Genomic DNA, 26,799 nt, shown 5'->3' with positions numbered 1-26,799 from the left:
TGCGGGGCTGCGGGGCTGCGGGGCTGCGGGTCTGCAGGGCTGCATCCGAGCGGGCTAGGAATCTAAACCCTACGTTTGTGGCGGAATGGGGCCGCATACCGCCACAAACGTTGGGTCCAGAATCGAAGGAGGGGAGGGAGGCGAGGGGAGGCGCGGCGAGAGGAGGCGAGGGACGGAGGTGTGCCGAGGCTGGGCCCCGTATCGCCGCAAACGCGCCGCCCTGCTCCGATTGTCACGTTCCGCCGCGCAGCCCTTGGTGAGGGCAGGCAGGAGGCGATAATCTCCCACACGTTAAGGATTTTGCAGTCGCTGCATAGTTTTTTGTGGCGGTGCACGGACGAAAAGGGGACCATGTCTACATCACTTCAGACTCACGTGGCGCGCGGCGACGCGCCCGTGGAATTCACCGGCCTCGACCGGGACGGCAAGCTCGTGTTCCTCGGCCTCATGCTCGGCATGTTCGTCGCGTCGATCTCGCAGACGATCGTCGGCCCCGCCATGCCGCGCATCGTCGCCGAACTCGGCGGCATGGAGCACTACAGCTGGATCGCGACCGCAGCCATGCTCGTCTCGGCGGTCGCGGTGCCGGTCGTCGGCAAGCTCTCCGACATGTACGGCCGCAAGGCGTTCTACATCGCGGGCCTTTTCGTGTTCATGATCGGTTCGGCCCTGTCCGGCTTGGCCACAAACTTCTGGTTCCTTGTGTTCTCGCGTGCCGTCCAGGGCCTCGGTATGGGCACGATCCTGCCGCTCAGCCAGACGATCATCGGCGACATCATCCCGCCGCGCCAGCGCGGAAAGTATCAGGGCATCATGGGTGCCGTGTTCGGCGTGTCCTCGATCGCTGGTCCGCTTTTCGGAGGCTGGGTGACCGACAACTTCGGTTGGCGCTACCTGTTCTATCTCGCCCTTCCGCTCGGTGTCGCTGCCCTCGTGTTCCTCACAAAGTTCATGCGCCTGCCGCATACGGCAAGCGCTGGAAAGTTCGACCTCATTGGCGCGCTGACTCTCACGCCCGGCCTTGTCATCGGCCTGCTCGCCGTGTCGTGGGGTGGCAATACCTACGATTGGGACTCCTCGGTCATCATCACCATGTTCGTGGCTGCGGCAATCCTCCTTGCGCTTTTCGTGGTCGTCGAGATGCGAGCGGAGAACCCGCTCGTCCCGCTCCGCATGCTCGCCGACTCCCGCATCTCCCTATCGATCCTCGCGAGCTTCGCGATCGCGGTCGCAATGTTCGGCGGAATCATCTACATCCCCGTGTTCGCGCAAGGCGTCCTCGGGGTATCCGCAACGAATTCGGGCGCGATCCTCATCCCGCTCAACGTCGCCATGATCGTGACGTCGATTCTCATGGGCATCATGATCACCAAGTGGGGCCGCTACAAGGGACTCCTCGTTCTCGGCGGTATCGTCATGAGCGTCGGATACATCCTTCTTGCAGGCCTCGACTGGCAATCCTCGCAACTGCATCTCACGCTCGTCATGATCGTGATCGGCACGGGGCTCGGCATGTGTATGCAGACCTACACCCTCATTGTCCAAAACGCCGTCGCTCGTGAGGATCTCGGTGTCGCGACGTCTGCCGTGCAGTTCTTCCGTAACGTCGGTTCGACGATCGGCACCGCCGTTCTCGGCTCCGTCATGTCGGCGAATCTCATGCCAAAGATCCAGGCGCAGCTTCCGCCGCAGGTCGCAGCCGCAATGGGAAAGATCGGTGGCGAGTCCGGCGGTAGTGCAGCGGCGATTCTTGACCCCTCGAAGCTCGAGGGCATTCCCGCCCCGATCGTCGAGGCCATTCGCCACGGCATGGGAGACGCCATGCAGGTTGTCTTCACGACGGCGGCCCCGTTCGCGGTTGTCGCTCTCGTGCTTTCCCTGTTCATCCGCCACACCGAGCTGCGCAGCACCAACTAGCGCCCGGCCATGCTGAGAGGGACCGCTTGACGGTCACCTCGAACACGGAGATGCACCGCACGTCGATACGAGGAGGCGTGATTGACATGAGCGACACAGCCGCAACGGAGAAAGAGCAGGCGTCGGACCTGGCCGCCAGCCACGAGGGTTTGCGCGAGCGAAAGAAACGCGAATCGCGCGAAGCGATGCATCTTTCGGCGCTCGAACTCGTAGCCGAGCACGGTCTTGCCCAGGTGACGGTCGATCAGATCGCGGAGAGGGCGGGGGTATGCTCGCGCACGTTCTTCAATTACTGGGGTTCCAAGGAAGCGACCGTGCTGGGCGTCGATCCTGAACAGAGCAGTCGTTTTGTGGACATTCTTGCCTCTCGCCCCGCGCAGGAGCCCGTTCGCGACTCTATTCGTGCGCTCCTTCGCATCCACGCTGATGACGCTTCTCGTCGCAGTGACACCCGCGAGCTCACACACCGCGTGCTTTCTCGCGAGCCGCAGCTGCTGCAAATCCTCACCGACCGTAACAGGGGAGTGAGCCGCGAACTCAGCGCGGTCATCGCCGAGCGTCTCACCCCGAGCATGGGGGCGGACGACGCTCGTGATGCAGCGGCGATTCACGTTGCCTGGGGATTCGCCATGGCGCGCAGCGTCTACGCTATTGCTGTGCGCCGCGATCTCTCGCTCGCGGACGCTTTGCCGATCGTTCTCGACTTTCTTGACTCAGGTCGTGTTCGCCTCTAACTGACCACCGCGAAGGAGCTCCTACCTCATGGCCGATATCTCTCAGCCCGACACGAACGACCTCGTTGCCGCCTACGCGTTTGAGGAGCCGCGGATTCATCTCGGCGCGGTCGTCGATGGCGGCGAGCCGAACCCCGAAGCGCCGCTTTACATGCCACTCGGAATGCTCAATAGGCACGGTTTGATCGCCGGCGCTACCGGCACCGGCAAAACAAAAACTTTGCAGCTCATCGCGGAGCAAATCGCGGCCGCCGGTACCTCCGTTTTCGTCGCGGATATGAAGGGTGACCTTTCCGGCATTGCTGTTCCCGGGCAGGCGTCGGAAAAACTCACCGAACGTGCGAAGGCTCGCGCCCAAGACTGGGTATCTCGCGCTGGCACCACCGAATTCTTTTCGCTGGGTGGACACGGTAAGGGCGTGCCGATTCGCACGACGGTTACCGAATTCGGGCCGGTTCTCCTCTCGAAGGTGCTGGGTCTCAACGAGACTCAGGAATCCTCCCTTTCGCTTATCTTTCACTACGCTGACCAGACTGGCCTTGCCCTCCTCGACCTCAAGGATCTGCGCGCCCTCATCCAGTACCTCACGACCGATGGCAAGGATGAGCTCAAGAGCATCGGCGGTATTTCCACCGCGACCGCCGGCGTTATTCTGCGCAACCTCACCCAGTTCGAAAACTCCGGTGCAGACGTGTTTTTTGGAGAGCCGGCTTTCAACGTCGAGCATTTCCTCCGGAAAGATTCCGACGGTCGCGGGATCATCTCGTGTCTCGAACTTCCCGGCGTTGCCGAGCGGCCAGAAGTGTTTTCAACCTTCATGATGTGGATGCTCGCTGAGCTCTACCAGGTGCTGCCGGAAGTGGGCGATCTTCCCCAGCCGAAACTCGTGTTCTTCCTCGACGAGGCGCATCTGCTTTTCAAGGGCGCATCCAGTGCCTTTATCGACCAAGTCATCCAAACCGTGAGGCTTATTCGCTCCAAGGGCGTCGGCGTATTCTTCATTACCCAATCGCCCAAGGACATTCCCGCCGACGTTCTCGCGCAGCTCGGCAACCGCGTCCAGCACGCTTTGCGCGCCTTCACGCCCGATGACGCAAAGGCCATCAAGAAAGCAGTCGCCACCTACCCCACAACCGAGTACGACCTTGAAAAGCTCTTGACCTCCCTCGGCACGGGCGAAGCGGTCGTCACCGTCTTGAACGAGAAGGGCGCGCCGAGCCCCGTGGCCTACGCCGCGATGCGCGCTCCCGAATCCTCGATGGAGCCCGCGCCTGAAGCTGAGATCGATCGGATTATCGCGTCCAGCCAGATCGCGGTCCAGTACAGCACTGTTGTGGATCGCGAAAGCGCGTACGAGATCCTCAAGGCGCGTGCGGAGGGTGGCCAGGTCGGGCAGGGGGAGTCCGACGTTTCCCCGGCAGCCGTCGGAACTGAAAAGCCCGGTGCAGGCGCAGCCCCCGCTGCGAAGGCGAAGCCCGCGAAGGAAGAGCCTGGATTGGTGGAGAAGATCGCGGGCAATAGCGCGGTCAAGAGTTTCTTTCGTTCGGCGGGGACGGTGCTCGGGCGTGAGATTACGCGTTCGCTGTTCGGGACGACTCGCAAGCGTCGCCGATAATGGGCGACTGGAGCGCTGGTGCCTACGAACGTATCGGCGGCGCCGGCGCTATGGGACGTCCCGGAAGCCTCGGCGCTCGCGCCTTACCCGCGCTGAATCGGCAGCGCTGAATCGGCACTAAACCCCCACAACTCCTATGCAATTCGAAAAGGGGGGGAAGCGAAGGCCCCGGGATCCGAGAGGATCTCCGGGGCCTCGTGTGTAGGCAACCGTCGGAACTCGAGAGGTTACGGGGCGGGCGTGAGCCCGAAACCCCCACAACCCCTATGCAATCCGAGAGTTTACTTCTTGCCCTGGTTGGCGACGGCCTCTGCCGCCTTACGCGCGGCCTCCTCATCGAGGTAGCGGCCGCCCTTGGTGACAGGCTTGAAGTTCTCGTCGAGCTCGTAGACGAGCGGCTGGCCGGTCGGGATGTTGAGGCCGACGATGTCTTCGTCAGAGATGTCGTCGAGGTACTTCACGAGGGCGCGAAGCGAGTTGCCGTGCGCAGCCACGAGAACGGTCTTGCCGGCGGCGAGGTCAGGCTTGATGCCCTCTTCCCAGTAGGGGAGGAAGCGCGCGATGACGTCCTTGAGGCACTCGGCCTTCGGAACCTCGGTGCCCTCGTAGCGGGGGTCGCCATCCTGGCTGAACTCGCTGCCTTCCTCGATGGCGGGCGGCGGAACATCGAACGAGCGGCGCCACAGCATGAACTGCTCGTCGCCGTACTTGTCGCGGGTCTCGGCTTTGTCGAGACCCTGAAGCGCGCCGTAGTGGCGCTCGTTGAGGCGCCAATCGCGCTTCACGGGGATCCAGTGGCGATCAGCGGCATCAAGCGCGAGGTTCGCGGTCATGATGGCGCGGCGCAGGAGCGACGTGTGCACAACGTCGGGAAGGATGCCCGATTCCTTGATGAGCTCGCCGCCATGAGTGGCTTCACCGCGGCCCTTCTCCGAAAGAGGAACGTCGACCCAACCGGTGAACAGGTTCTTTTGATTCCATTCGCTCTCGCCGTGGCGGAGCAGTACCAGTGTGTATGTCATACATCCACCCTACTCGGTCTCGATGAGTATCGTCATGGGACCATCGTTCGTGATACTGAGCTGCATGTGTGCGCCGAATTCGCCCTCGTGCACGGTGAGGCCACGCTCGCGCACCCTGTCAATGACCTGCTGCACGAGCGGCTCCGCAACGGGCCCGGGAGCGGCTTTGTTCCAGCTCGGGCGGCGCCCCTTGCGCACGTCCGCATACAGCGTGAACTGGGAAATGATCATGACGGGCGCGCTCTTATCGAGCGCGGATTTTTCGTCGTCGAGGATGCGCAGTTCGCAGATCTTCCGCGCCATCGTTTCGACCGCGCTCTCGCCGTCGTCGTGCGTGATGCCCAGCAGCACGACGAGGCCCTCGCCCTCGAACTCGCCTGTTGTGCGTCGGGGGCTGTCGTGAGTATCGAGCACCTCGACCTTCGCTCCGTTCACCTTCTGAACGATCGCGCGCATCAGCTCTCTCCTTCCTCGTTGGCCTTTGCTGGAGGATCCTCGGCAGCGTCGGCGCGGTGAGTATTACGCCGCACGGGTTCCGACGGTTGCGCCGCCTCCATCGACTTCAGGAACGCGTGGCGTGCAGGGCGCACGTGAGGGCGTCGCCGCATTCCCGGCACGTAGACGGGGGTGGGCGGGGACATCGTGATGCCCGCGCGCCCGAAGTGTTCGTGAGGCTGTTCGTTGGCGCCACCGAGCGCGAGTTCCATTTGCTGACCGGACAGCTCGGGAATCGGCGGGAGCGGAATCGTTGGATCCTGCTCGAAGTGGGCGGCGCCGTGGGCGAACGAGGTGTCGGCGCTTGGAACGGACGGCACGATGATCGGCGACGGCGAGAGGTCCTGTGCCGGTTGTTCGGCTGGCGTGCCATCGGCGTCGCCCGTCGGAGCACTCGTCGCCTCGGCATTCGTCGTGGCATTCGTACGGGACCGGGTGGCGTCGGATCCGGAAATGAGCCCGCCCGGCATGGGCCCCACGTAGTGCGGCCCGTACTCGGCGACCTGCACCCACGTTTCGGCAACGCGAACCATCGCTTCCGTGGCGCGCTCCCAATCGGGCTCCTGCTGGCGGTGCGGGCCCGTCGCGAGGGAAAGGACCACGCCGGCGGCGCGCAGCGCGAGTTCTTGCGGATCAACGCGGTTCGCGAAAACGGGATACCACGTGCGAATTGCCTCCGCGACCCGTTCGTGAATGTCGAGCGTCAGTCGACCCTGATTCGCGTAGTCGCCAAGCACGGAGAGGTGGGCGCACAGGCACGCGAGGTCGTCGGCGCGGCGGCCCGGACCAACCCCGTCAATGTCGAGGACGCCAACGACGCGAGAATTGTCCACGAACACTTGCGCCTCGTAAAAGTCGCCGTGGACGACTTCGGTGGGCTCGAGGCCAATGCGACGCTCGACGTCGGCGAGGCCCAGCTCGATGCGGTACACGAGGACATCGAGGCGGTCTTTGAGGGAGGGGAGGCTCGAGGCGACAACGCCAGCGTAAAACTCGGCGGAATCGGTCCACGGCGGGCGCACGGGCTGATCCATCAGGGAAGCGGGGAGGCGGTCGAGCATCGCGACGAGATCCTCGGCGTGGCACGCGCGCTCGCCCTCTTCGATCACCGCCTTCGCGAGAACCGTGCCGGCCAACTCGGCGAGCACGACGAGGCCGTCCGTCGAGCCGAGAACGGCGGGGACCGGAACGCCTGCCTCGAGCAGGCTGTGGTGGAGGTTGACGACGCTCGAGGTCGTGTGCGGCTGGAACACCTTGAGGAACACGTTGCGGTCGGCGAGGGTGGCCTTGAGCACGGCGCGGCGACCGGGGCGGTAGCTCACAACCTCAACCGGCACGGGGGTGCCCTCCGCAAAGCCCGTGGCAACACCGAGACGGCCGAGGGTTTCGTGGAGAACATCCGGGTAGCACACTTGCGGGAGCATCGGCAGCCACGGGTCGTGGGGGTAGCGCCACACGCGCACGTTCATGTCGCCGTCGGTCATCACGAGGGACTGCTCGGGGGCGAGCACGTTCTTTTCCTGCTCACCGATGTGGGCGCTCACGCCGAAAAGCTCATCGCGAGGTTCAGCCTCGGCGCCGTCAAGCTCCACCCAGCGCACCTTCGTGCGGAACATTGCTTTCGTGGAGCGTGAAGGTCGGTGGTCGACGTGGTCGAGCGTCCATTCGACGAGCTCGCCGCCCGCGTTGGTGACGGCCGCCTCGAGCACACCTCCGGCCTGGGGCCCCGTGAGAAGCTCGGAACCGTCAAGGGTCTCTGTCATGCTCCCATTGTTGCAGGTTGTGGCCGGGCCCTTCTGAACAGCCGTGCACGCAGGGTATATGGCACAGACACTTTGTAGGGTGGGTGTATGAGTGAAAACACGACTTCCCGCCCTCGCCCCGAGCTTGGCGGCAACCTGCTTGGCCCGAAGCCGACCTTCCTGCCCGACGAGCTCGATCGCCCCGTTCGCGAGCGCGAAGGTGACGACCCGAAGAAGGTCGCTGCTGACCACCCCACCTCCCCGCTCGCCTGGGCGCTCCTCGCCCAGGAGTCAAGTGCCGATGGCGACACGATCGAGGCCTACGCATTCGCGCGCGTTGGCTACCACCGCGGTCTCGACGCGCTGCGCCGCGCCGGATGGCGAGGCCAGGGTGAAGTCCCCGCCTCCCACGAACCAAACCGCGGTTTTCTTCTGTGCCTCCTGCACCTTGCGCGTGCCGCAGAAGCGATCGGCGAGACCGGCGAGGTAGAACGCCTGAGGGATTTCATCGCCGAATCCGACCCGAGCCTGAGCGACGCCACAACGCTCGCCCCTTAACGTCGGCAATCACCCCGCGTAAAATAGGCCTTTGCTGTTTCGTTACCGCGCGCACCAGGACGCCGCGCACAAGGAGATGTCATGCCCGCGATCGTGATCGTTGGAGCCCAGTGGGGCGATGAAGGAAAGGGAAAGGCAACCGATCTTCTCGGCGATCGCGTCGACTACGTTGTCAAGCCCAACGGCGGCAACAACGCGGGCCACACGGTCGTCGTCCACGGCGAAAAGTTCGAGCTCAAGCTCCTTCCCGCCGGGATTCTGTCGCCGAATGCGACGCCCGTGATCGGCAACGGCGTGGTCGTGAACCTCGATGCGCTCTTCGAGGAAATCGACACTCTTGAATCACGCGGCGTCGACACCTCGCACTTGCGCATTTCCGCGAACGCGCACATCGTTGCCCCCTTCCACCAAACGATGGACCGCGTCACCGAGCGCTTCCTCGGCAAGCGCGCAATCGGCACGACCGGCCGCGGCATCGGGCCCGCCTACATGGACAAAGTGGGGCGCCTCGGCATCCGCGTTCAGGACCTATTCGACGAGTCGATCCTGCGCCAAAAGGTTGAAGGCTCGCTTCGCCAGAAGAATGGCGTGCTCGTGAAGCTCTACAACCGTCGGGCCGTAGAGGTTGAGGAGATCGTGGCAGGCCTTCTCCAGTACGCGGAGCGGATCCGCCCCATGGTCGTGGACACGACCGAGATGCTGAACTCGGCGCTCGACCGAGGTGAGCTCGTGCTCATGGAGGGCGGCCAAGCGACCTACCTCGACGTGGACCACGGCACGTACCCGTTCGTGACGAGCTCGAACCCCACCGCGGGTGGCGCGTGCACGGGTTCCGGTATCGGCCCGACGCGCATCGACCGCGCGATCGGCATCGTCAAGGCGTACACGACGCGTGTGGGCGCTGGTCCGTTCCCCACGGAACTCTTCGATAGATGGGGCGAATACCTTCAGCAGAAGGGCCACGAAGTGGGCGTCAATACGGGGCGACCGCGCCGTTGCGGCTGGTACGACGCCCTCATGATTCGCCACGCCGTGCGCATCAACGGTTTCACCGATCTCGTGCTCACGAAGCTCGACATTCTCACGGGTCTCGACGAGGTGCCGATCTGCACCGCCTACGAGATCGATGGCGAAATCCATCGAGACATGCCCATGACGCAAACTGAGTTCCACCACGCGAAGCCCGTGTACGAGACGATGCCCGGGTGGAGCGAAGACATCTCGAAGGCTCGCACGTTCGAGCAGCTTCCGATCGAGGCACAAAACTACGTGCGCCGACTCGAGGAACTTGCCGGCTGCCGCATTTCGGCGATCGGTGTTGGCCCGGACCGCGATGACACGATCGCGGTGCACTCGCTCATTCCCGGCGAGGAACGCCTCGCGGGTGAAGGGTCCGACGGTGCCGGCGCGTAAGCCGATCCCGATCTCCGACGGCACGGCCGCGATCCGTTCGTGGTGCGAGAACGGCAAAGACACGGCGAGACCTACCCTCGCGCTCGCGGTGCGATTCACCCTCCAGGCGCTCGCCGAGGAATACCCGGGCGGCGCCGTCGAACTGCGCGTTCCACCGTTCGGCGCCGTGCAGATCATAGAGGGCACGAGCCACACGCGCGGAACCCCGCCCGCAGTCGTGGAGATGGATGCAGCAACCTGGATGCGCCTTGCGACGGGTGAGCTGACGTGGGCAGAGGGCCGCGCGAAAGGCGGCGGTGTGAGCGCATCCGGCGAACGCAGCGACCTCTCTGAAATTCTGCCCGTGCCGATCGCCCGGAGAATCGCCGCTGAAGAAGCGCCCGCCCGCCCCACTACGACCGAGGAGAATTAACACGTGACGAGCGAGAACACGCCCGAAGCCGGCTCCCTCCCCGCCGATGCCTCCGACGCACACGTCGAGCATCACGGACAGGACGATAGCCAGGCGAATGTTGAGGCCGCTGCGCCAGCTGAGGTCGACTCCGACGATGCGGGTGCCGCGGGCGCGGATCCTCACGCGACGCCGATGCCAACAGCGCTCTTCGTGAGGCGTGAACGCCGCATGAATCTCGGTGGGTGGGTCGTGCTCGCCCTCGTGCTCGGAGCCCTTTCCGGGCTCGTGTGGGGCATGTTCCGGGGTGTTTTCGATGTGGCGCCGCTCGTGATCGCCGCGCTCTACGGGGTTCTCTTTATCGGGGGTGCCCTCGCCCTTCTCGCCGTGATCATCGATTGGCTCCTCGAGCGCACGCGCGCGAAATAGATAACCTGAATTGCATAGGGGTTGTGGGGGTTTCGGAAGCGGATCAAACCCCCGCAACGTCTATGCAATTGGTCGGGCCTCGTGGCAAAACCCCCACAGTCTCTATGCAATTCACGAGGGGCGTGTGCCGTATTAGACTGGATTAGTGCTACCCGCAGACGGACGACTTACCCACGACCTCCTTCCCGACGATCGCCAACCGAAAGACGAATGCGGCGTTTTTGGCGTGTTCGCGCCAGGAGAAGACGTCGCCACCCTCACCTACTTCGGGCTCTATGCGCTTCAGCACCGCGGCCAGGAGTCGGCGGGCATCGCGACCTCAAACGGCGAAAAGATCCTCGTCTACAAAGACATGGGTCTCGTCTCGCAAGTGTTCGACGAAGGCAATCTCAAGACTCTTCAGGGCCACATGGCCGTGGGCCACACGCGCTATTCCACGACCGGGGCAAGCCACTGGGTGAATGCCCAGCCGACGCTCGGCCCTCGCCCCGATGGCACGATCGCCCTCGCCCACAATGGCAACCTCGTGAACACCCTCGAGCTCCTCGAGCTTCTCCACGAGCGCCAGGGCAGCGCGAAAATCGGTGAGCTCAAGCAGGGCAACACGACCGACACGGCGATCGTGACGGCGCTTCTCAATCACGACGGGAGCCTCGAGGAGAACCTCAAAGACCTCATGGGCCGTATCCGCGGTGCCTACTGCTTCGTGCTCATGAATGAAAAGACCCTGTACGCGGCGCGCGACCCGCAAGGCATCCGCCCGCTCGTGCTCGGCAGGCTGTCGAACGGGTGGGTTGTGGCCTCCGAGACCGCCGCCCTCGACATTTGCGGCGCGAGCTTCGTGCGCGAAGTAGCGCCCGGCGAGCTCATCGCGATTGACGAAGACGGCTTGCGCTGCGAGCAGGTCCTCGAACCCGCGCGCAAGAGCTGCGTATTCGAGTACGTCTACCTCTCGCGCCCTGACACGAACCTCAATGGGCGGAGCGTGAACGAGTCGCGCATCGAGATGGGGCGCGAGCTTGCGCGCGAACACCCCGTCGACGCTGACCTCGTGATCCCCACGCCCGAATCGGGCACACCCGCCGCGATCGGGTACGCCCAAGAATCCGGCATCCCCTACGGGCAGGGCATGGTCAAGAACGCCTACGTGGGTCGCACGTTCATCCAGCCCACGCAAACACTTCGACAGCTCGGTATTCGCCTCAAGCTCAACCCGCTTCGCGAAGTTATCGAGGGCAAGCGCCTCGTGGTTATCGACGATTCAATCGTGCGCGGCAACACGCAGCGAGCCGTGGTTCGCATGCTCCGCGAGGCGGGCGCGAGCGAGGTGCACGTACGGATCAGCTCACCGCCTGTGAAGTGGCCCTGCTATTACGGCATCGACTTTGCGGATCGCGCCCAACTCATTGCCAACGGTCTTGATACCGAAGAGATCTGCCGGTCGATCGGTGCCGACTCCCTCGGATACATCAGCTTTGACGGCATGGTCCGCGCGACCGCGCAACAACCGAACCAGCTGTGCTCTGCATGCTTCACCGGGGAATATCCCATCCCACTGCCCGCTCCCGATTCCGAGGGCCGCGAACTGCTTGGCATGGCCGACAAGGAGATCCAGAAATGACCAACGCACCGAAAGGCGAGGGCCTCACCTACGCCGCTGCCGGCGTCGACACGCACGCGGGGGACCGCGCCGTCGAACTCATGAAGGCCGCCGTAAAAAAGACCCACGGCGCGAGCGTCGTGGACGGTGTTGGCGGCTTCGCCGGTCTCATCGACGTGAGTGCACTCAAAAACTACGAGCGGCCCTTGCTCGCCTCGAGTACCGACGGCGTGGGGACGAAAATCGCGATCGCCCAGGCGCTCGATGTGCACGACACGATCGGTCAGGACCTCGTGGCGATGGTCGTAGACGACATCGTCGTGAGCGGTGCGAAACCGCTCGCCATGACCGACTACATCGCGTGCGGGAAGGTTCACCCCGAGCGGATCGCCAACATCGTGCGCGGCATCGCCGAGGGCTGCATCCTTGCCGAGACCGCACTCGTGGGCGGCGAAACGGCCGAGCACCCCGGCCTCATGGGCGAGAATGATTACGACGTGGCGGGCGCAGCCGTCGGCGTCGTCGAAGCCTCCCAGATGCTCGGCGCCGAGCGTGTGAAAGCCGGCGACGTTCTCATCGGCATGGACTCCAGCGGCCTGCACTCCAACGGCTATTCCCTCGTGCGCGCCGTCGTCGACCACGCAGGGCTGAGCCTTGACCAACACATCGACGATTTCGGCAAGACCCTCGGCGAGGAACTCCTTACCCCGACCCACATCTACAGCGCACAGATCCTGCGCGTACTCGAGAAGGCAGGCGTCGGAAACCTCCACGCACTCTCTCATGTGACGGGCGGTGGCCTTGCCGCGAATCTTGCCCGTGTGATTCCCACCGATTGTGGCGCTCACGTTCGCCGTGGCTCTTGGGAGCCCGGTGCGGTGTTCCGCGCGATCGGCGAGTGGGGAAATGTGCCGCTCGCGGACCTCGAGGCGACTCTCAACATGGGTATTGGCATGGTCGCGGTTGTGAGCGAAGAAAGCGCCGACGCGGTTGTGCGGCATTTCGAGGCCGAGGGCGTGCGCTCGCGGGTGATCGGCGAAGTCACCCGGCGCGAGGATCTTGCACAGCCGCGCGGCGAAAGCGATGTGCTCGTGCAGGGGGCAAAGGGGGCGCACGGCGGCCCCGTCCTCGTCACTACGTAACTGTCCCCAAAAATCTGAATTGCATAGGCGCTGCGGGGGTTTTGGGCGCGAACCAAACCCCCACAAACCCTATGCAATTCGAGGGGGCGGGGACCGGGGAGGGGGTGGGCTTCACCGCATAAAAAATGACGCCCCCAAACGGCTGTAGTTCTCGCGAATTACCTTCGTTTGGCGGCGTCAGTTCACAATGAAGGGGCGGTCAGGACTCCTCGTCCTCGTCAGCCCAGTCGTCGTACTCGCTTGCCCACTTGTCTTCGTAGCGGTCATCTTCGTCCCACGAAGCGGACTCGTTCTTTTTCCCGCTCAGCTCACGCTGAAGAGCGTTGAGATCCGTGGGCGGGCTGTAGTACTTGAGGTCCCGAGCAATCTTGGCCTGCTTGGCTTTCTGACGGCCACGACCCATAGGTACGACCCCCTGTGCGTCGAACATGCGGGCGTCTTTCGCCCTGGAGAGTAAGTTTCGGACTCTAGGTTACACTGCGGCGCCTGGGACTTAAAGTAGAAGCAGGCCCGCGCGGGGCCACGTCACACCCGACGGCGGCTCCGTCACCGGGAAAAATGCCCTGCTACCGAGTGCGAATAGCGACGAAAGAAAGCCCCAGCCATGTCCGCCGAACACGACCGCACCTATCCGCCCGTTGACGATTCAGCTCTCGTCGCGCATGGTTTCGACATCAGCCACCACGACGGCGGCGAGGACGCACTCGGGCCGTGGGGATTCACGACGATCGCGCGGCCCGCACCGAAAGAGCGAGCGACGGGCGCCATCGCGTTGTACCTCCACGGCTGGAGCGACTACTTCTTTCACCCGCACGTCGCGAACTTCTTTAACGACCGCGGCTACGATTTTTGGGCGATCGACCTGCGCCGAAACGGTCGTTCGCTGCGCGAGGGAGATGTGGCGACCGCGATTGGCGACCTAAGCGACTACGCAGAGGAGATCAGCCGCACGATCGACATGGCGAGCACGGCCGCCCGCGAGCGTGGCCTCACCCCAAAGAAACCGGTCATCTATGCCCACTCGACGGGAGGGATCACGACGGTCACTTGGGCGGCGAGGAACCCGGGGCAAGCGTCGGCCCTTCTGCTCAATTCGCCGTGGCTCGAACTGCATGGCGGGCCGCTCGTCCGCCGAGCCCTCCTTCCTATGCTCGAGGCGCTCGCGCGCACGCGGCCCCTAAGCTCGGTAATTCCGGGCACGCCCGATTTTTATGCCCGGACGCTTCACACCCACTTTGGGGGGCATTGGGATTGGCATGTGCCGTACAAGCCGTTCGAGTCGTTCCCGATGCCGGCATGCACACTCGCTGCCGTTGCACGGGCCCAGAATCAGCTCGCGAGCGGGCTCAATATCCGCGAGCCTATTTTCATGACGGCCTCGACGCGATCCGCTCTCGAACCGTTTTTCACGCGCCGTGCCTACACGAGCGATGCGATCTTGAACGTCGAGCAGCAGGTGAGGAACGCGCGCAACGCGGGGCGAGATCTGACGATCGCGCGGATTCCTGGAGCAACGCACGACATGGCCCTCGCGTTCGAGGCCCCGAGGAAGATGTTTTTCGCTGAGCTTGCCGCATTCATGGAGAGGCGCGGACTTTAGGCCCTTCTGGCCTTGGCGTCAGCCTCGGCATCGCGAACCCCGATCGGGATGGCGAGCGCACCGGCGAGGGCAGGCGTGAGTATTTGGCTGAGCGTGAACGCGAGCGCACACGACACAGCCGCGGCGTTTGGTGCGCCGCATTGCACGAGGGCCCACGCGACGCCGACGTCGATCACGCCGATGCCTCCCGGCGTGAGAGGGATGAGGGCGAGTAAGCGGCTGAGGGCATAGATGCCGAAGAGGAGGAGCGGGCTGATGGTGAAGCCGTAGCCGAACGTGCACCAGGCAATGAACGCGAGGCCCTGCACTATGCGCGCAATGGTGGGGGCGCCGAGGATCAAGGCGCGTGAACCCTGAGCGTCGGCGATCGCCATGTTGCGCGTGGCGAGGGCGGGTGTGACGATGTCGCGGCTTCGCCCGCCGTAGCCCTCGTGGAAGGCGTCGGTGATCGTTTGCACGCGTTCGAGGAGTGTGCGCAGCAGTGTTTCGCTCGAGGCTAGTCCGAGCGCCGTGCTCGTAAGGGCGAGGCCGAGCGCGGCGGCAACGACGAGGGCGATGCGGACCCACAGCGGAATGTCGAGCGGGGCGAGAGCGAGGAGGGTAACGGCGAGGATCGGCAGGAGGATCTGCGCGAGGATGTCGGCGATCGAAGCCAGAAGGGTGCCCGAGGCGATCGTTTTCGCGCTCGCCCCCGCGCGTTTGAGTCGAGCGTAGATAAGGCCGAGGGAGATGGTTGATCCCATCGGGATTGCGACGGTGACGGCTTGGGCAACAGCATTCGTTTCGGCGCTGGCCCTGAGGCTCACGCCGCGAAAGCAGGCGGAAAAACCGATTGAGTCGATCGCGAGGACGACAAGCGCGACCGCGAGGAGCGCGAGGACCCACCACACGCTGATCCCGGTGAAGGACGCGAAAATGTGTGTCCACGATGTGTCGAGAGCGCGGGGGATGAGCCACACGATCAGAATTGCTGCGAGGGCAATGGAGCCGACGGCGAGCAGGGCGCGCGTAAGTTTTTGTTCGCGTGTGAGGGGCGTGGGGCTGGAGGAGTCGTTCATCGCGGACCATTCTCGCAGAAACGCGCGGTCTCGACGTGATGCGAGCGACCCCGTCGGGGCCCCTGAGTTTAAATGTCTCACCCCTTTCGTAGAGTGGAGTCATGCATACGTTCATGATGATTTTTGTTTTCCTCCACATCCTTTGTTGGGCCGGCGCCTTCGGCATGTGGATCGCCGCTGCCAAGAACCGCCAGCCTCGTCCCGGCATGGCGCACATGGCCGCTGCCGCACCCGTGTTTGGCCTGATCGCCGCCCTCATTGGGATCGCCGCAGACATGGGTATCAACCACATGGTGATCGGTATCAAGCTTGTGCTGTCGGTCATCGTTGCGGTGTGTGCGTTCATCGCGATCAAGAAGCGCGAAGCAACGCCCGCGCCGGTCTGGTTCGCGATTCCTACGGGCATCGTCGTGAATATCGCGGTTGCGCTGTTCATGTGAGAGCGCGTGTAAGCGCCCCCGTGCACGGGCAAGCCGCTACACGGGGTAGGCCCGCAGCGCATGAACCTGTGCATGCGCGCCCACGCATCCGTTAACTATCCGCCCTATCCGTACGTGAAGGTGCCTCTATGTCCTCGCTTTTTGACGATTTTCCACTTCCCGAATCCTTCCGCGCGCTTGGCGAGGCCGGGAAGGGAATCAAAGGCGAGGGTGGCACGGGTGCGCGCGCACAGAGCGGGGGTGCGCGAGGGGAGTCCGACGCTTGCCCGCCTCCCGACGAATGGGATTTTTCCGAGGATGCCCCGCCCGAGGATTGGGAAACCGCGTTTGACGAGCAGGTGTCGCAATCGCCCAATCCCGAGGCGGGGGTGAACTTTGAGCCGGTTCCGGATGAGCCCGAGCCCGTGCGTCATGAGAGTTTTGCGGCCTGGGGCGGGCGCGATGAGGCTGCTCTCGAGGAGATCGTCGAGGGGCTCAACCCGCCCCAGCGCGATGCGGTCGAACATCGCGGCTCCCCGCTGTTGATCGTTGCCGGGGCAGGCTCCGGCAAGACCCGCGTGCTGACCCGCCGCATCGCTCACCTTTTGCGAAGTGGAGAGGCTCTTCCGGGCGAAATTCTCGCGATCACCTTCACGAACAAAGCTGCCTCCGAGATGAAGGAGAGGGTTGAGGCGCTCATTGGGCCCGCGGCCCGGTACATGTGGGTGTCGACCTTCCACTCGGCGTGCGTGCGTATTCTGCGGCGAGATGCGGCCGCAGCCGGGCTCAAGTCCACGTTCTCGATCTACGACTCGGCAGACTCCAAGCGGCTCATCACGAACATCGCGAAGGACATGGGGCTCGACTCGAAAAGGCACTCGCCCCGAGCGTTCCAGGCAAAAATCTCCTCCCTCAAGAACGAGCTCGTGACGCCCGAGGAATACGCTGCCCAGGCGGAGAACGCGAAGAACCCCGCCGAACGGATGATCTCGCAGATCTACACCCAGTACCAGGAGCGGCTGCGCACGGCGAACGCCGTGGACTTCGACGACTTGATCGCACTGACTGTGCGCCTGCTCGCCGAGAATCCGGGGATTCGCGAAGGCTATCGCCGTCGGTTCCGGCACGTGCTCGTGGATGAGTATCAGGACACGAATACCGCGCAGTACAGGCTTGTGCGCGAGCTCGTCGGCGATGACCCTCATGCGGACCTCACGGTCGTGGGCGACTCGGACCAGTCGATCTATGCGTTCCGCGGCGCGACGATCCGCAACATCATCGAGTTCGAGCAGGATTTCCCGAGCGCCCGCACGATCGTGCTCGAGCAAAACTACCGCTCGACCCAAACGATCCTCAGCGCCGCGAACGCGGTCATCAAGGAAAACCAGGGCAGGCGGCCCAAGAAGCTGTGGACCGATCAGGGCGAGGGCCAGCAGATCACGCTGTATGTGGCCGACGATGAGCAGGGCGAGGCGCGGTACATCACCCGCCAGATTGATGCTCTCATCGATGAGGGGGCGAAGGCTGGCGACATCGCGGTGTTCTATCGGGCGAATGCCCAGTCCCGCGCGCTTGAGGATCAGCTCATTCGCGTGGGTCTCCCGTACAAGGTTGTGGGCGGAACGCGCTTTTATGAGCGGCGAGAAATTAAGGACGCGATCGCGTACCTTCGCGTGCTGACGAACCCCGCAGATGAAATCAATCTGCGCCGCATCCTCAATACGCCAAAGCGCGGAATCGGCGAGAGGGCTGAGGCCGCCGTGTCAGTGCTCGCGGAGCAGGAGCGGATCAGTTTTGGCGAGGCGCTCGAGCGTGCGAGCGAAGCTCCCGGCATTGCAACGCGCTCCCTGGGCGCGATTGAGAAGTTCGTGTCACTCATGTCGCGCGTGCGCGAAAAGGTCGAAAAGGGCGAGGGCCCGAGCGACGTTCTCGAAGAGATCCTGAGCGAGAGCGGGTATTACGCCTCCCTCCAGAGCAGCGACGATCCCCAGGATGAATCCCGCCTCGAGAACCTCGCGGAGCTCGTGAGTGTCGCCGCTGACTTCGAGGCGGATCTCGCGGCCGCCGAAGCCGCGGCTTCCGAGTTCGAGGACGAGCCGGGCGGCCCCGAGGCCCCTAGTGGTTCGCTCGTCGATCAGTTCCTCGAAAAGGTTTCGCTGGTCGCCGACTCCGATCAGATCCCCGAGGGCGACGATCAGTTCGTGACCCTCATGACCCTCCATACCGCGAAGGGCCTCGAGTTCCCGATCGTGTTCCTCACGGGCATGGAAGACGGCACCTTCCCGCACCAGCGGACCCTCGCCGACCCGAAAGAACTCGAGGAGGAGCGCCGCCTCGCCTACGTGGGGATTACCCGAGCGCGCGAGCGGCTGTTCATTACGCGTGCGAGCGTGCGCGCCGCGTGGGGCACGCCGCAGTTCTTCCCCGCGTCCCGGTTCCTCGAAGAGATCCCCGAGGCCCTCGTGCACGTAGCGCGCGCAGGCAACGCGCGTGCGTACGCCGATTTCGGCGGTGGCTTTGGTGGCGGCTTCGGCGGTTCCGACGGTTGGGGTACTTCGAGCAGGCGTGGCCCATCTGTTACCGGCGTAGGCGTCGGCGGCGGCCGCCGCGACGTATCGCGGCCGAGTTTCGGTTCCGGCAAGAAGGCGAAGACGGCGAGCGAAATCCCGAACCTCGAGGTTGGCGACCGCGTGACGCACGACAGCTTCGGCATGGGGACCGTCGTTTCCGCGACCGGGGCGGGGGAGAAGCTCCAGGTCGAGGTCCAGTTCCGGGAGCCGCACGGGAAAAAGCGCCTCCTGGTGCGCTACGCGCCGATTACGAAGCTCTGAGCGAGTGGGGCCGGCGACCGTCCGGGCATCCGTTTCTCGGGCTCGAGACGCAGTTTTTCTCGACCCTCGTGAGTTTCGGGCTGTACGTCTCGCAGGCACGCGGTAGATTCGTAGCAGGTCCCATGCGCACATGGGCATCTCGCACTAAGGAGTGACATTGCGAATCGGAATCCCGAGAGAAACACTCGAGGATCAGCCGCTCGTCGCCGCCACGCCCGACACCGTACGCAAGCTCCGGAAGCTTGGTTACGACGTCGCGGTTGAGCGCGGTGCTGGGGAGCGCGCTTCATACCTCGATGCCGCCTACGCCGACGCTGGCGCCGAGATCGTGGGGGAGGAGGTGTGGCAGTCCGATATCGTGACGACGCTCGATACGCCCCCGCGCGAGATGCGCGAGAGGATGCTCGCCGGTGCCGTGCTCATTTCTCGCATGGCGCCGGGTCGCAACCCGGAGCTCATCGACGAACTCAAGGAGCATCGCCTGACGGCTCTCGCGATGGACGCGGTGCCTCGTATTTCGCGAGCACAGTCGATGGATGTGCTCAGTTCGATGGCGAACATTGCCGGCTATCGCGCGGTGATCGAGGCGGCGAGCAACTTTGGGCGTCTCTTTACGGGGCAGGTCACGGCGGCTGGCAAGGTGCCGCCCGCGAACGTGTATGTAATCGGGGCCGGCGTTGCGGGTCTCGCGGCTATCGGAACGGCGAATTCGATGGGCGCGATCGTGAAGGCTACCGATCTTCGCCCCGAGGCTGCCGAGCAGGTCGAGTCGATGGGCGCGGAGTTCGTCCCGATCGAGGCGAAGACGGAGAAGTCTGAGGATGGCTACGCGAAGGAGATGACGGCGGACCAAGCGAAGGCGGCCGCGGAGCTCTATTCGCGGCAGTCGGCCGAGGCGGACATCGTCATTACGACCGCGAATATCCCGGGCCGCAAGGCGCCGGTGCTTCTCACCGCCGCTGATGTTCAGAACATGAAGCCCGGCTCGGTGATCGTGGATATGGCTGCCGCGAACGGCGGCAACTGTGAGTTGACGAGGCCTGGCGAGGTCTACCAGATCGAGAATGGCGTGACGATCGTGGGCCACACCGACCTCGCGGGCCGGCTTCCCGGTCAGGCGAGCCAGCTGTACGGGCAGAACATCGTGAACCTCATGAAGCTCGTGACGCCTCAGAAGAATGGCGTGATGATGCTCGATTTCGAGGACACGATCGTTCGTGGCATCACGGTGACGTTCGCGCACGATGGCCAGGCGGATGTGCTGTGGCCACCGCCTCCCGTGAAGGTGTCGGCGGCGCCTGCACCTGCACCCGAAGCGGCACCGGCTCCTGCCGAAGCGCCCGAAGCGAAGAAGTCCCACGCGGGGACTATCGCGGCGATCATTGGTGGAATCCTCGGTGTGGCGCTTGTGCTTGCGAGCCCCTTCCAGGTGGCGGAGCAGTACATGGTGCTCATGCTCGCGATCGTGGTGGGCTACTACGTGATCACGTCGGTCACGCATTCGCTGCACACGCCGCTCATGAGCGAGACGAACGCGATTTCCGGGATTATTCTCGTGGGCGCGATTTTGCAGGTGGGCAGCGCGAATATTGCCGTGGCGATTCTGTCGTTCATCGCGATCGTGATTGCGAGCATCAACATTTTTGGCGGGTTTACGGTCACGCACCGCATGCTCTCCATGTTTTCGAGGGAGGGCTGATCGATGGACATGCAGCTGGTTGACTGGACGTTGAGGCTCACGACCCTCGCCTACATTGCCGCGGCCATTCTCTTCATCCTCGCGCTCGTGGGGCTCAGCGCGCAAAAGAGCGCGAAGCGCGGCAACATTTTTGGTGCGGCCGGTATGGCCATTGCGCTCGTTGCCACGATCGCGCGTGCGCTCGCGAACTCGCACGTGGATCCCGAGCATTTCAACGGCCCGATCGTCACCCTCATCTTGATTATTCTCGCGATGGGTATCGGTGCCGGCGTCGGCATTCCGCTCGCGAAGAAGGTGGAGATGACGGGCATGCCCGAGCTCATCGCCATGCTTCACTCGTTTGTGGGTCTTTCGGCGGTGCTGATTGGCTTCAATAGCTTCCTTCATCCGTACGGTGTGTCGCCCGCGATGGAGACTTTCCATCTGGGAGAGGTGGCGCTCGGTATCTTCATCGGTGCCGTGACGTTCACGGGCTCGATCGTCGCGTACTTGAAGCTTTCGGCGAAGATCAAGGGCGCGCCGCTCATGCTTCCGGGCCGCAACTGGATCAACCTCGGCGTCCTCGTTCTCTCGCTCGTTCTCACGATCGTGTTCATGGCGAGCGGCGGCGAGGGCTTTGCCGGCTGGGCCTCGATTCTCCTGCTCACGATCCTTGCGCTCTTCCTTGGCTTCCACCTGGTGGCCGCGATCGGCGGCGGCGACATGCCCGTCGTCGTCTCGATGCTCAATAGCTACTCGGGTTGGGCTGCGGCGGCCGCGGGCTTCATGCTCGGCAACAACCTGCTCATCATCACGGGTGCGCTCGTCGGCTCGTCGGGTGCGTACCTGAGCTACATCATGTGCAAGGCGATGAACCGTTCGTTCCTCTCGGTGATCCTCGGCGGGTTTGGTTCCGACGGTGGCTCCTCCACCGTTGAGCGTGATTACGGGCAGCACACCGAGATCACGCCTGAAGAGACGGCGGAGCTTCTCAAGGGTGCCTCGACGGTCATGATCACTCCCGGCTACGGCATGGCTGTGGCGCAGGCGCAGTACCCGGTCGCGGAACTCACGAAGAAGCTCCGCGAACACGGCGTGGAGGTCACGTTTGGTATTCACCCGGTTGCGGGACGCTTGCCCGGGCACATGAATGTCCTTCTTGCCGAGGCGAAAGTTCCCTACGACATCGTGCTTGAGATGGACGAGGTGAATGACGACTTCGGCGACGTTGATGTCGTGCTCGTGATTGGCGCGAATGACACGGTGAATCCGATCGCCGAGGAGCCCGGCAGCCCGATCGCGGGCATGCCCGTGCTCAAGGTGTGGGACGCGAAGCGTGTCGTCGTGTTCAAGCGCTCGATGGGCGCCGGCTACGCGGGTGTTCAGAACCCGCTGTTCTTCAATGAGAACACGGACATGCTGCTTGGCGACGCGAAGGCGTCGGTCGAGGCGATTACGAAGGCGCTCTAGCCTCTCTCGTTCAGCCAAGGGCCCCGCGCGCACCCGTCGTGGGTGGGCGCGGGGCCCTTTTATGCGGCAATCTGGCCCGCGGGTCCTGGGGCCGGAGTCAGGAGTCGAGAAGCGCTTTGAGCATTGGCTCGATGGTGTCGCGCTTCACGAAATCGGTGTCCGTGCCCCACGTGTCGAGCATTTCCTGGTCGTTCGCGTGGCGTTTGCTCGCGGGCGTCGCCTTCATGAAGGCGTGCACGCCGGTGAGGGCAGCCTTGTGGGCGAAAGACACCTTGGAGTGGGCAAGTCCGCCGCGCGCGTGGAAGCGTTCGGTACGCGCATACACGTCGCTCGGGAGGTTCGCGCGATGCACTTTATCGACCTCGTCGGTGCGGCTTGGGTCAGCCCAGGCAACGGAGAGCAGGGCGAGGCGGGCGCCTTTGAAAGCATGTGCGGCGCTCACGAAGGCCTTGACGTCGTGGAGCTTGCCCGCATAGTTGCCGCCCGCGTACACGACGAGGTCGGGTTCACCTCCGGGCGTCTCTCGTGCCGCTTCGATGGTGAATCCTTTGGTGGTGAGGGTGTGCACGTCCCAGCCCGCATCCGTGAGGGCGCTCGCGATCATCTCGGCGTATCGGCCGGAGTGCCCGTAGATCGAGGCGTTGAGGATGAGGGCTTTCATGGGTGCTCCTTCGCGGTCGTGTTCGGTACTTCCAGCCTGCCACGCACCGCCGCGTACGGGCAGGGACCACCGGTGCCCGGCGCTCAGGCTGTCACGTTAATGAGCGCGAGCGCGCCGCGTTCGAGGTCGACGAACTGGTGATTGACGGCCTTGTACGTGCCTTCTTCGTGGAACACCATCTCGACGAACCCTCCCTGGCAGCTGCCGAGGTCGAGAGCTTGCGCGCCGCCGCCGGTGGCGTTGTCGGGTCGCAACAGGTATTCGCCTTCCTTGAAGACGGTGTCGAAAACGGTACCGACGACGTGGAAGGCAATTCCTCGGCTCGGTCCCGCGGCGAGTACCCAGATGCGCACGCGCTCGCCGACCTTCGCTTCGAGGGGTGCGTGCACGTACTGGTTCGCGTGTCCGTTGAACACGGTGAAGTCGGGGCGTTCGGCGAAGATTTTTTCCGAAGAGATGGCGTGAACCGCGCAACCGTCGGGCCCCTGAACAGGGCTTCCATCCGCGCCGGTGCTGGCCTCCGGGGTGAGGTAGTGCTCGGATTGGACGAGCACGTATTCGCGGTCGGCCTGTGCAAGTCCCTGTGGCGGGACGATGAGGATTCCATACATGCCGCCGGACAGGTGCATGGTCATGGGTGCGGTCGAGCAGTGGTAGAGCCACGCGCCCGCATAGTCAGTGGTGAAGGGGTACACGAGGCTCTCGCCGGGCGCGATCGTGCGCATGTAGGTGCTCGGCGCGACGGTGCCGGCGTGGAAGTCGATCGAGTGGCCCATCTCGCCGCTGTTGGTGAGGGTTAATTCGACTTTTCCGCCAAGGGGGGAGGTGACGACGGGCCCCATGACCTCGCCGTTGTACACCATCGATTCCATCGCGATGCCGGGTGCGATCTCGAGGTTCGCCTCGGTCACGTCGAAGGCGAGTTTTTGCGGCGTACCGGGGGAGGGGACTGCAGGCACGACCGGGTCACGCCGCGTGCGTGAGGTACCTGGCGCGGCAGTGAGGTCGGCGCTTACTCGGGTGAGGGGGTCGGTTCCGACGCCTGCTGCGCCAGCGTTGCCGCCCTCGGTTTCGCTCGTGCTCGCCGCGGTTGGGGTGATCGTGAGGGTCATGCCCATCGCGCGGTGACCGACGATCGAGCACCAGCCTTCGACGGGTTCAGTGATGATTCCGGCCTCGAGCACGGCGGTGTCGCCTGAATGGAGGCGCGCCGTGTGTGGGCCCGTGGCGAGAACGAGGTCGTGAGTGTTCGCGGGATCGACGTTGCGGACCTCGATTTCGAGGCGGTCACCCGCGGGTACCTCGAGCGCGTCCGGCACGAAGCGCATATCGGCATTCGCCTCGACCTTAAGTCGGGTGGTGCGACCGGTCGGGGCGATGGCGGGGCCCGCACCATTCGTGGGCTCGGCCCCTCCGGCGGGGTTTCCGACGGCCGCCGCGCCTGCAAGGGTGCCGTCGAAAGCGCGCCCGACCGCGGCAAGGGAGAACACGGTCCCTACGCCAGCGAGTGCGCTCGTGAGGTGGCGCCGGTCGAGCATCGCGGGTTCGCGCGAGGGCTGTGCTTCGCGCGCGTCCGCACGAGGTGCACTCACGGCAGAGGACGTGGATGCCGAAGTAGCACCGCCTGCTGCGTGCATCGATGCGGTCGGTGCGCCCACGCCGGGCATGCCAAGCTGCGCCGAGCGCTCCTTGAACTCGAGGCGCTCGCGAAGATTGACCTTGACCATGCGGAGCATGAAGAAGATGAAACTCGCAAGCACGAAAAACGCCACGGCGGACACCAGAACGCGCGTGACCGAGCCGAACTGGCTAGGCGCGAACGTGCCGAGAGTGAGAGCGCCGAAGAACGCCTCACCGATCGTGCCGGTGACGCTCGCGAACGCGAACAGACCAAGTGCGAGGTTGAGTGTCACTACGCGGAAGATCGCCCAGCGGCTCATGACGGCGAGACCCGCCTTGAGAGCGCGCGGACCGCCGCCCATCGAGGCCGGCAGAAGGTAGCTCATCGCGCCCAGGAGAAGTTGCAAGAGGAAGCCCGCGACGAAGGGGACGCTCAGATCGTGGAGGCGTGCCGCGGTGAGCGAGAAGTTGAGGGGCGAGGTGACCGGGGAACCGTCGGAACTGCCGATCGAGCTGAACCACAGCCCCCACAGCGCCACGCACGTGCCGAGAAACCACAGCGCGGCCGTGCCGATCGAGAGCACGGGGAAGAGGGCGAGCGGCTCGCGACGGGTTTGCTGAGCCGATTGTCGCGCAAGCGCCACGAGGAGCGAGCCGAGGACGACCTGACCGAGAATGTAGAGGGTGAGGCCCGCGAGCCCCACGAGGACGTTGTCGACGAGCGCACCGAGCATCGCGATGAGCGTGCCGATCACCATGACGATGAGGAAACGCGAGGCGCGCGAGGCTTTCGCCGTATCGAGCTTCGTGCGCAAGACCGTGGGCCAGAGCGTGAGCAGCGTTGCCGAGACCGTGACGCCCACGAAACCGAGGATATTGACGACTTGATGAGCGAGGAGCAGACGCCCCTGCCACGGTTCGCCGGGGGAGAAGGCGAGGATCGCGCCGAGCGTTGCACCGAAGGGGAGGAGGCACGCGGCAATGAGGTAGGCCCGCACGACGAACGAGAAACGCGGGGCGAGGGCTGCTTTGAGCTGCGCGCCAAGCGCAAAGGCATACCAGAGGATCATGGCGCTCACGCCGACGGCACCGAGCACCGTGACGGGCGGGAGATTCGCGAGCATGCCCGCCATCGTGAGCACAATCGACGCCGTGAGGCCCCAAATGCGCCCCACTTGCGTCGGGCGGGATTCCTCGGCGAGGCGAGTCTTAAGGAGCGCCTCCGTGAAGTGCTGGCCCCAAATCATGATCGATGTCGTCACGAGGCCGAGCGTCACCATGTGCACGAGTAGCCACCGAAACTGCGGGATGAACGGGTGCGCGGCGACGGCGATCACGAGCGCGATCATCCAGTAGGAGACGGGTTTCGTGGCCTTCCTGTGCCAGCTGCGGCGGGTGAAGCCTTTGGGGCGATTCTCGGTCGAGTGCAAGGCTGACCTTCCGTGCGGGGACGACAAACGGGGCGCGAAAAGCGCCCCGTTCATGCTATCGACGAAAAGGGAACTCGATCAGGACTTAAACCTCTTGACCTTCGCGCCTTCGGGGAGCTCCTCGCCAGGAATGCCCTCCGGATCGTCGAGGTCTGTTTCTTCGTAGGCGTCCTGCATGAGAGCGGCAATGATCCGCAAGAGCACGATCACCGCGAGGAGGATGAGCATCCACGTCACCGGAATAGGGATGATCCTCGAGAACACAAACCAGATCGCGCCGAGCGAGAGGGCGATGATTGACGTGTCGCGCAGGGCCGCGAGCAGGCGCTTCGTCATATTCGCGCGGCGATACCGGCGCCCCGCGACCTTCGCGGCCGCGCGCATCGTCTTTGCCGATTCGCTCGCCGAGTTCTTCGCGCTCTCGGCGCCACGGCGCACGTTATCGGCTGCTTTCGCCTCCCACACTTTCTGCGCTCCGCTCGCGTAGGCGCGGGCCTCCCGCTGCACGGCGCGCTTCGCGCCGGGAGCCTGCTTGCGCGCCGTGTTGCGGGCCGCCTTCGCGTAGGTCTTCCAACTGGCCATTACTTCTCATCCCTCATGCGGATATCGCCATCGCGTCTGTCGCGCACATTCGCGCGGCCTTCGCGGATCGCGGCGCGCTCGCGGTCGCGACGCCATTCGTAGTAGTAGGAAAGCCCCACGTTGAGCGCGAGCGTGAGCAGGATCGACAGCACGAGGCTTGCGAACTTCGCCTTGATCCCCATGAGTGAGAGGACCACGAAAAAGAGCGTCATGACCACGACGGAAAAGAAAAGGTGATCCATGATGCGCTGGCGGAGCGTTCTACGCTGGGGGCGGGGGCTCGTCATTGTTCCATCGTAACGGTCCCGGTTTGGCGGGTGTGACGGGCGCGCGGGTGTCCGCTGTGCCCCTTGGCCGTGGCGATCCCCTAACCTGGAGTGACAATTGCCTGC

General features: G+C 64.2%; 23 protein-coding genes. 14 read left to right on the top strand and 9 right to left on the bottom strand.

Features of this window, described 5'->3' with window-relative positions:
* Nucleotides 1–351: 351 nt before the first annotated feature.
* The 3 genes from HMPREF3157_RS03300 to HMPREF3157_RS03290 all read left to right on the top strand — a co-directional run bounded on the left by HMPREF3157_RS03300 (nucleotide 352) and on the right by HMPREF3157_RS03290 (nucleotide 4,266).
* Nucleotides 352–1,917 (top strand): MDR family MFS transporter, encoded by a 1,566-nt coding sequence (locus HMPREF3157_RS03300; protein WP_070435497.1) that lies wholly within the window; start codon nucleotides 352–354, stop codon nucleotides 1,915–1,917.
* Nucleotides 1,918–2,003: 86 nt separating this feature from the next.
* On the top strand, nucleotides 2,004–2,651 hold the full coding sequence (locus HMPREF3157_RS03295; RefSeq protein WP_168161676.1) for a TetR/AcrR family transcriptional regulator: 648 nt from the start codon (nucleotides 2,004–2,006) through the stop codon (nucleotides 2,649–2,651).
* A 28-nt stretch (nucleotides 2,652–2,679) separates the two neighbouring features.
* Nucleotides 2,680–4,266 carry a helicase HerA-like domain-containing protein gene (locus HMPREF3157_RS03290; protein ID WP_070435495.1) on the top strand — a complete coding sequence of 529 codons (1,587 nt, stop codon included), beginning with the start codon at nucleotides 2,680–2,682 and terminating at the stop codon, nucleotides 4,264–4,266.
* A 281-nt stretch (nucleotides 4,267–4,547) separates the two neighbouring features.
* Here the strand turns inward: HMPREF3157_RS03290 and HMPREF3157_RS03285 are convergent, their stop codons facing one another.
* The 3 genes from HMPREF3157_RS03285 to HMPREF3157_RS03275 are packed head-to-tail and all read right to left on the bottom strand — an operon-like array spanning nucleotide 4,548 to nucleotide 7,546.
* Nucleotides 4,548–5,288, bottom strand: a complete 741-nt coding sequence (locus HMPREF3157_RS03285; RefSeq protein WP_016663919.1) for a phosphoglyceromutase — start codon at nucleotides 5,286–5,288, stop codon at nucleotides 4,548–4,550.
* Between the two features lie 9 nt (nucleotides 5,289–5,297).
* On the bottom strand, nucleotides 5,298–5,744 hold the full coding sequence (gene dtd, locus HMPREF3157_RS03280) for a D-aminoacyl-tRNA deacylase (protein ID WP_016663920.1): 447 nt from the start codon (nucleotides 5,742–5,744) through the stop codon (nucleotides 5,298–5,300).
* Nucleotides 5,744–7,546: a phosphotransferase family protein gene (locus HMPREF3157_RS03275; protein WP_070435494.1), complete on the bottom strand. Its 1,803-nt coding sequence runs from the start codon at nucleotides 7,544–7,546 to the stop codon at nucleotides 5,744–5,746. Before HMPREF3157_RS03275 ends, dtd begins: the two co-directional genes overlap by 1 nt.
* Nucleotides 7,547–7,633: 87 nt before the next feature.
* On the opposite strand from HMPREF3157_RS03275, the gene HMPREF3157_RS03270 reads away from it, so the two are divergent.
* From HMPREF3157_RS03270 to purM, 6 genes are all read left to right on the top strand, one after another.
* Nucleotides 7,634–8,083, top strand: a complete 450-nt coding sequence (locus HMPREF3157_RS03270; RefSeq protein WP_061211030.1) for a DUF3151 domain-containing protein — start codon at nucleotides 7,634–7,636, stop codon at nucleotides 8,081–8,083.
* A gap of 81 nt (nucleotides 8,084–8,164) precedes the next feature.
* Nucleotides 8,165–9,496: an adenylosuccinate synthase gene (locus HMPREF3157_RS03265; RefSeq protein ID WP_070435493.1), complete on the top strand. Its 1,332-nt coding sequence runs from the start codon at nucleotides 8,165–8,167 to the stop codon at nucleotides 9,494–9,496.
* Complete coding sequence (locus HMPREF3157_RS03260; protein WP_016663924.1) at nucleotides 9,483–9,908, top strand: sterol carrier family protein; 426 nt, start codon at nucleotides 9,483–9,485, stop codon at nucleotides 9,906–9,908. The genes HMPREF3157_RS03265 and HMPREF3157_RS03260 overlap by 14 nt, the downstream gene beginning before the upstream one ends.
* Nucleotides 9,909–9,911: 3 nt before the next feature.
* Nucleotides 9,912–10,316, top strand: a complete 405-nt coding sequence (locus HMPREF3157_RS03255; RefSeq protein WP_016663925.1) for a hypothetical protein — start codon at nucleotides 9,912–9,914, stop codon at nucleotides 10,314–10,316.
* Nucleotides 10,317–10,461: 145 nt separating this feature from the next.
* On the top strand, nucleotides 10,462–11,937 hold the full coding sequence (gene purF, locus HMPREF3157_RS03250; protein WP_016663926.1) for an amidophosphoribosyltransferase: 1,476 nt from the start codon (nucleotides 10,462–10,464) through the stop codon (nucleotides 11,935–11,937).
* Nucleotides 11,934–13,058 carry a phosphoribosylformylglycinamidine cyclo-ligase gene (gene purM / locus HMPREF3157_RS03245; protein WP_016663927.1) on the top strand — a complete coding sequence of 375 codons (1,125 nt, stop codon included), beginning with the start codon at nucleotides 11,934–11,936 and terminating at the stop codon, nucleotides 13,056–13,058. The genes purF and purM overlap by 4 nt, the downstream gene beginning before the upstream one ends.
* A gap of 199 nt (nucleotides 13,059–13,257) precedes the next feature.
* Here the strand turns inward: purM and HMPREF3157_RS03240 are convergent, their stop codons facing one another.
* On the bottom strand, nucleotides 13,258–13,461 hold the full coding sequence (locus HMPREF3157_RS03240; RefSeq protein WP_016663928.1) for a DUF3073 domain-containing protein: 204 nt from the start codon (nucleotides 13,459–13,461) through the stop codon (nucleotides 13,258–13,260).
* A gap of 201 nt (nucleotides 13,462–13,662) precedes the next feature.
* Between HMPREF3157_RS03240 and HMPREF3157_RS03235 the strand changes: the two genes are divergently transcribed.
* Nucleotides 13,663–14,658, top strand: a complete 996-nt coding sequence (locus HMPREF3157_RS03235; protein ID WP_016663929.1) for an alpha/beta hydrolase — start codon at nucleotides 13,663–13,665, stop codon at nucleotides 14,656–14,658.
* Here HMPREF3157_RS03235 and HMPREF3157_RS03230 read toward each other — a convergent pair.
* Nucleotides 14,655–15,716, bottom strand: coding sequence for a lysylphosphatidylglycerol synthase domain-containing protein (locus HMPREF3157_RS03230; protein WP_016663930.1), 1,062 nt, complete (start codon nucleotides 15,714–15,716; stop codon nucleotides 14,655–14,657). The genes HMPREF3157_RS03235 and HMPREF3157_RS03230 overlap by 4 nt on opposite strands.
* Before the next feature lie 101 nt (nucleotides 15,717–15,817).
* Between HMPREF3157_RS03230 and HMPREF3157_RS03225 the strand changes: the two genes are divergently transcribed.
* The 4 genes from HMPREF3157_RS03225 (at nucleotide 15,818) to pntB (ending at nucleotide 22,114) form a co-directional block, all read left to right on the top strand.
* Nucleotides 15,818–16,156: a hypothetical protein gene (locus HMPREF3157_RS03225; RefSeq protein ID WP_016663931.1), complete on the top strand. Its 339-nt coding sequence runs from the start codon at nucleotides 15,818–15,820 to the stop codon at nucleotides 16,154–16,156.
* A 128-nt stretch (nucleotides 16,157–16,284) separates the two neighbouring features.
* Nucleotides 16,285–18,966, top strand: coding sequence for a DNA helicase PcrA (gene pcrA, locus HMPREF3157_RS03220; RefSeq protein WP_016663932.1), 2,682 nt, complete (start codon nucleotides 16,285–16,287; stop codon nucleotides 18,964–18,966).
* A 157-nt stretch (nucleotides 18,967–19,123) separates the two neighbouring features.
* Nucleotides 19,124–20,665 carry a Re/Si-specific NAD(P)(+) transhydrogenase subunit alpha gene (locus HMPREF3157_RS03215; protein ID WP_016663933.1) on the top strand — a complete coding sequence of 514 codons (1,542 nt, stop codon included), beginning with the start codon at nucleotides 19,124–19,126 and terminating at the stop codon, nucleotides 20,663–20,665.
* 3 nt (nucleotides 20,666–20,668) lie between these two features.
* The gene (gene pntB, locus HMPREF3157_RS03210) at nucleotides 20,669–22,114 is read left to right on the top strand and encodes a Re/Si-specific NAD(P)(+) transhydrogenase subunit beta (RefSeq protein ID WP_070435492.1); all 1,446 of its coding nucleotides are present in this window, start codon (nucleotides 20,669–20,671) and stop codon (nucleotides 22,112–22,114) included.
* Between the two features lie 97 nt (nucleotides 22,115–22,211).
* Here the strand turns inward: pntB and HMPREF3157_RS03205 are convergent, their stop codons facing one another.
* The 4 genes from HMPREF3157_RS03205 to HMPREF3157_RS03190 form a co-directional block, all read right to left on the bottom strand.
* Nucleotides 22,212–22,775: a flavodoxin domain-containing protein gene (locus tag HMPREF3157_RS03205; RefSeq protein WP_070435491.1), complete on the bottom strand. Its 564-nt coding sequence runs from the start codon at nucleotides 22,773–22,775 to the stop codon at nucleotides 22,212–22,214.
* 83 nt (nucleotides 22,776–22,858) lie between these two features.
* A complete protein-coding gene (locus tag HMPREF3157_RS03200; protein WP_070435490.1) occupies nucleotides 22,859–25,825 on the bottom strand; it encodes a multicopper oxidase domain-containing protein in 2,967 nt (988 codons plus the stop codon).
* A 78-nt stretch (nucleotides 25,826–25,903) separates the two neighbouring features.
* Nucleotides 25,904–26,407, bottom strand: coding sequence for a hypothetical protein (locus HMPREF3157_RS03195; protein WP_016663937.1), 504 nt, complete (start codon nucleotides 26,405–26,407; stop codon nucleotides 25,904–25,906).
* The gene (locus HMPREF3157_RS03190; protein ID WP_016663938.1) at nucleotides 26,407–26,694 is read right to left on the bottom strand and encodes a hypothetical protein; all 288 of its coding nucleotides are present in this window, start codon (nucleotides 26,692–26,694) and stop codon (nucleotides 26,407–26,409) included. The genes HMPREF3157_RS03195 and HMPREF3157_RS03190 overlap by 1 nt, the downstream gene beginning before the upstream one ends.
* Nucleotides 26,695–26,799: the final 105 nt, after the last annotated feature.

It is taken from the genome of Dermabacter sp. HMSC06F07, assembly GCF_001807345.1.
Classification (GTDB): Bacteria; Actinomycetota; Actinomycetes; order Actinomycetales; family Dermabacteraceae; genus Dermabacter; species Dermabacter hominis.
The sequence above is the reverse complement of the archived record's forward strand: the minus strand, read 5'-3'. Positions and strand labels throughout refer to the sequence as shown.

Excerpts from the sequence above, each read along its gene's own strand:
- HMPREF3157_RS03230 (WP_016663930.1), bottom strand. The coding sequence starts at position 15,716 with ATGAACGACTCCTCCAGCCCCACGCCCCTCACACGCGAACAAAAACTT.
- pcrA (WP_016663932.1), top strand. The coding sequence starts at position 16,285 with ATGTCCTCGCTTTTTGACGATTTTCCACTTCCCGAATCCTTCCGCGCG.
- HMPREF3157_RS03295 (WP_168161676.1), top strand. The coding sequence starts at position 2,004 with ATGAGCGACACAGCCGCAACGGAGAAAGAGCAGGCGTCGGACCTGGCC.
- HMPREF3157_RS03265 (WP_070435493.1), top strand. The coding sequence starts at position 8,165 with ATGCCCGCGATCGTGATCGTTGGAGCCCAGTGGGGCGATGAAGGAAAG.
- HMPREF3157_RS03195 (WP_016663937.1), bottom strand. The coding sequence starts at position 26,407 with ATGGCCAGTTGGAAGACCTACGCGAAGGCGGCCCGCAACACGGCGCGC.
- pntB (WP_070435492.1), top strand. The coding sequence starts at position 20,669 with ATGGACATGCAGCTGGTTGACTGGACGTTGAGGCTCACGACCCTCGCC.
- HMPREF3157_RS03205 (WP_070435491.1), bottom strand. The coding sequence starts at position 22,775 with ATGAAAGCCCTCATCCTCAACGCCTCGATCTACGGGCACTCCGGCCGA.
- HMPREF3157_RS03240 (WP_016663928.1), bottom strand. The coding sequence starts at position 13,461 with ATGGGTCGTGGCCGTCAGAAAGCCAAGCAGGCCAAGATTGCTCGGGAC.
- HMPREF3157_RS03270 (WP_061211030.1), top strand. The coding sequence starts at position 7,634 with ATGAGTGAAAACACGACTTCCCGCCCTCGCCCCGAGCTTGGCGGCAAC.
- HMPREF3157_RS03275 (WP_070435494.1), bottom strand. The coding sequence starts at position 7,546 with ATGACAGAGACCCTTGACGGTTCCGAGCTTCTCACGGGGCCCCAGGCC.
- HMPREF3157_RS03225 (WP_016663931.1), top strand. The coding sequence starts at position 15,818 with ATGCATACGTTCATGATGATTTTTGTTTTCCTCCACATCCTTTGTTGG.
- HMPREF3157_RS03285 (WP_016663919.1), bottom strand. The coding sequence starts at position 5,288 with ATGACATACACACTGGTACTGCTCCGCCACGGCGAGAGCGAATGGAAT.
- HMPREF3157_RS03235 (WP_016663929.1), top strand. The coding sequence starts at position 13,663 with ATGTCCGCCGAACACGACCGCACCTATCCGCCCGTTGACGATTCAGCT.
- HMPREF3157_RS03190 (WP_016663938.1), bottom strand. The coding sequence starts at position 26,694 with ATGACGAGCCCCCGCCCCCAGCGTAGAACGCTCCGCCAGCGCATCATG.
- purM (WP_016663927.1), top strand. The coding sequence starts at position 11,934 with ATGACCAACGCACCGAAAGGCGAGGGCCTCACCTACGCCGCTGCCGGC.
- dtd (WP_016663920.1), bottom strand. The coding sequence starts at position 5,744 with ATGCGCGCGATCGTTCAGAAGGTGAACGGAGCGAAGGTCGAGGTGCTC.
- HMPREF3157_RS03290 (WP_070435495.1), top strand. The coding sequence starts at position 2,680 with ATGGCCGATATCTCTCAGCCCGACACGAACGACCTCGTTGCCGCCTAC.
- HMPREF3157_RS03300 (WP_070435497.1), top strand. The coding sequence starts at position 352 with ATGTCTACATCACTTCAGACTCACGTGGCGCGCGGCGACGCGCCCGTG.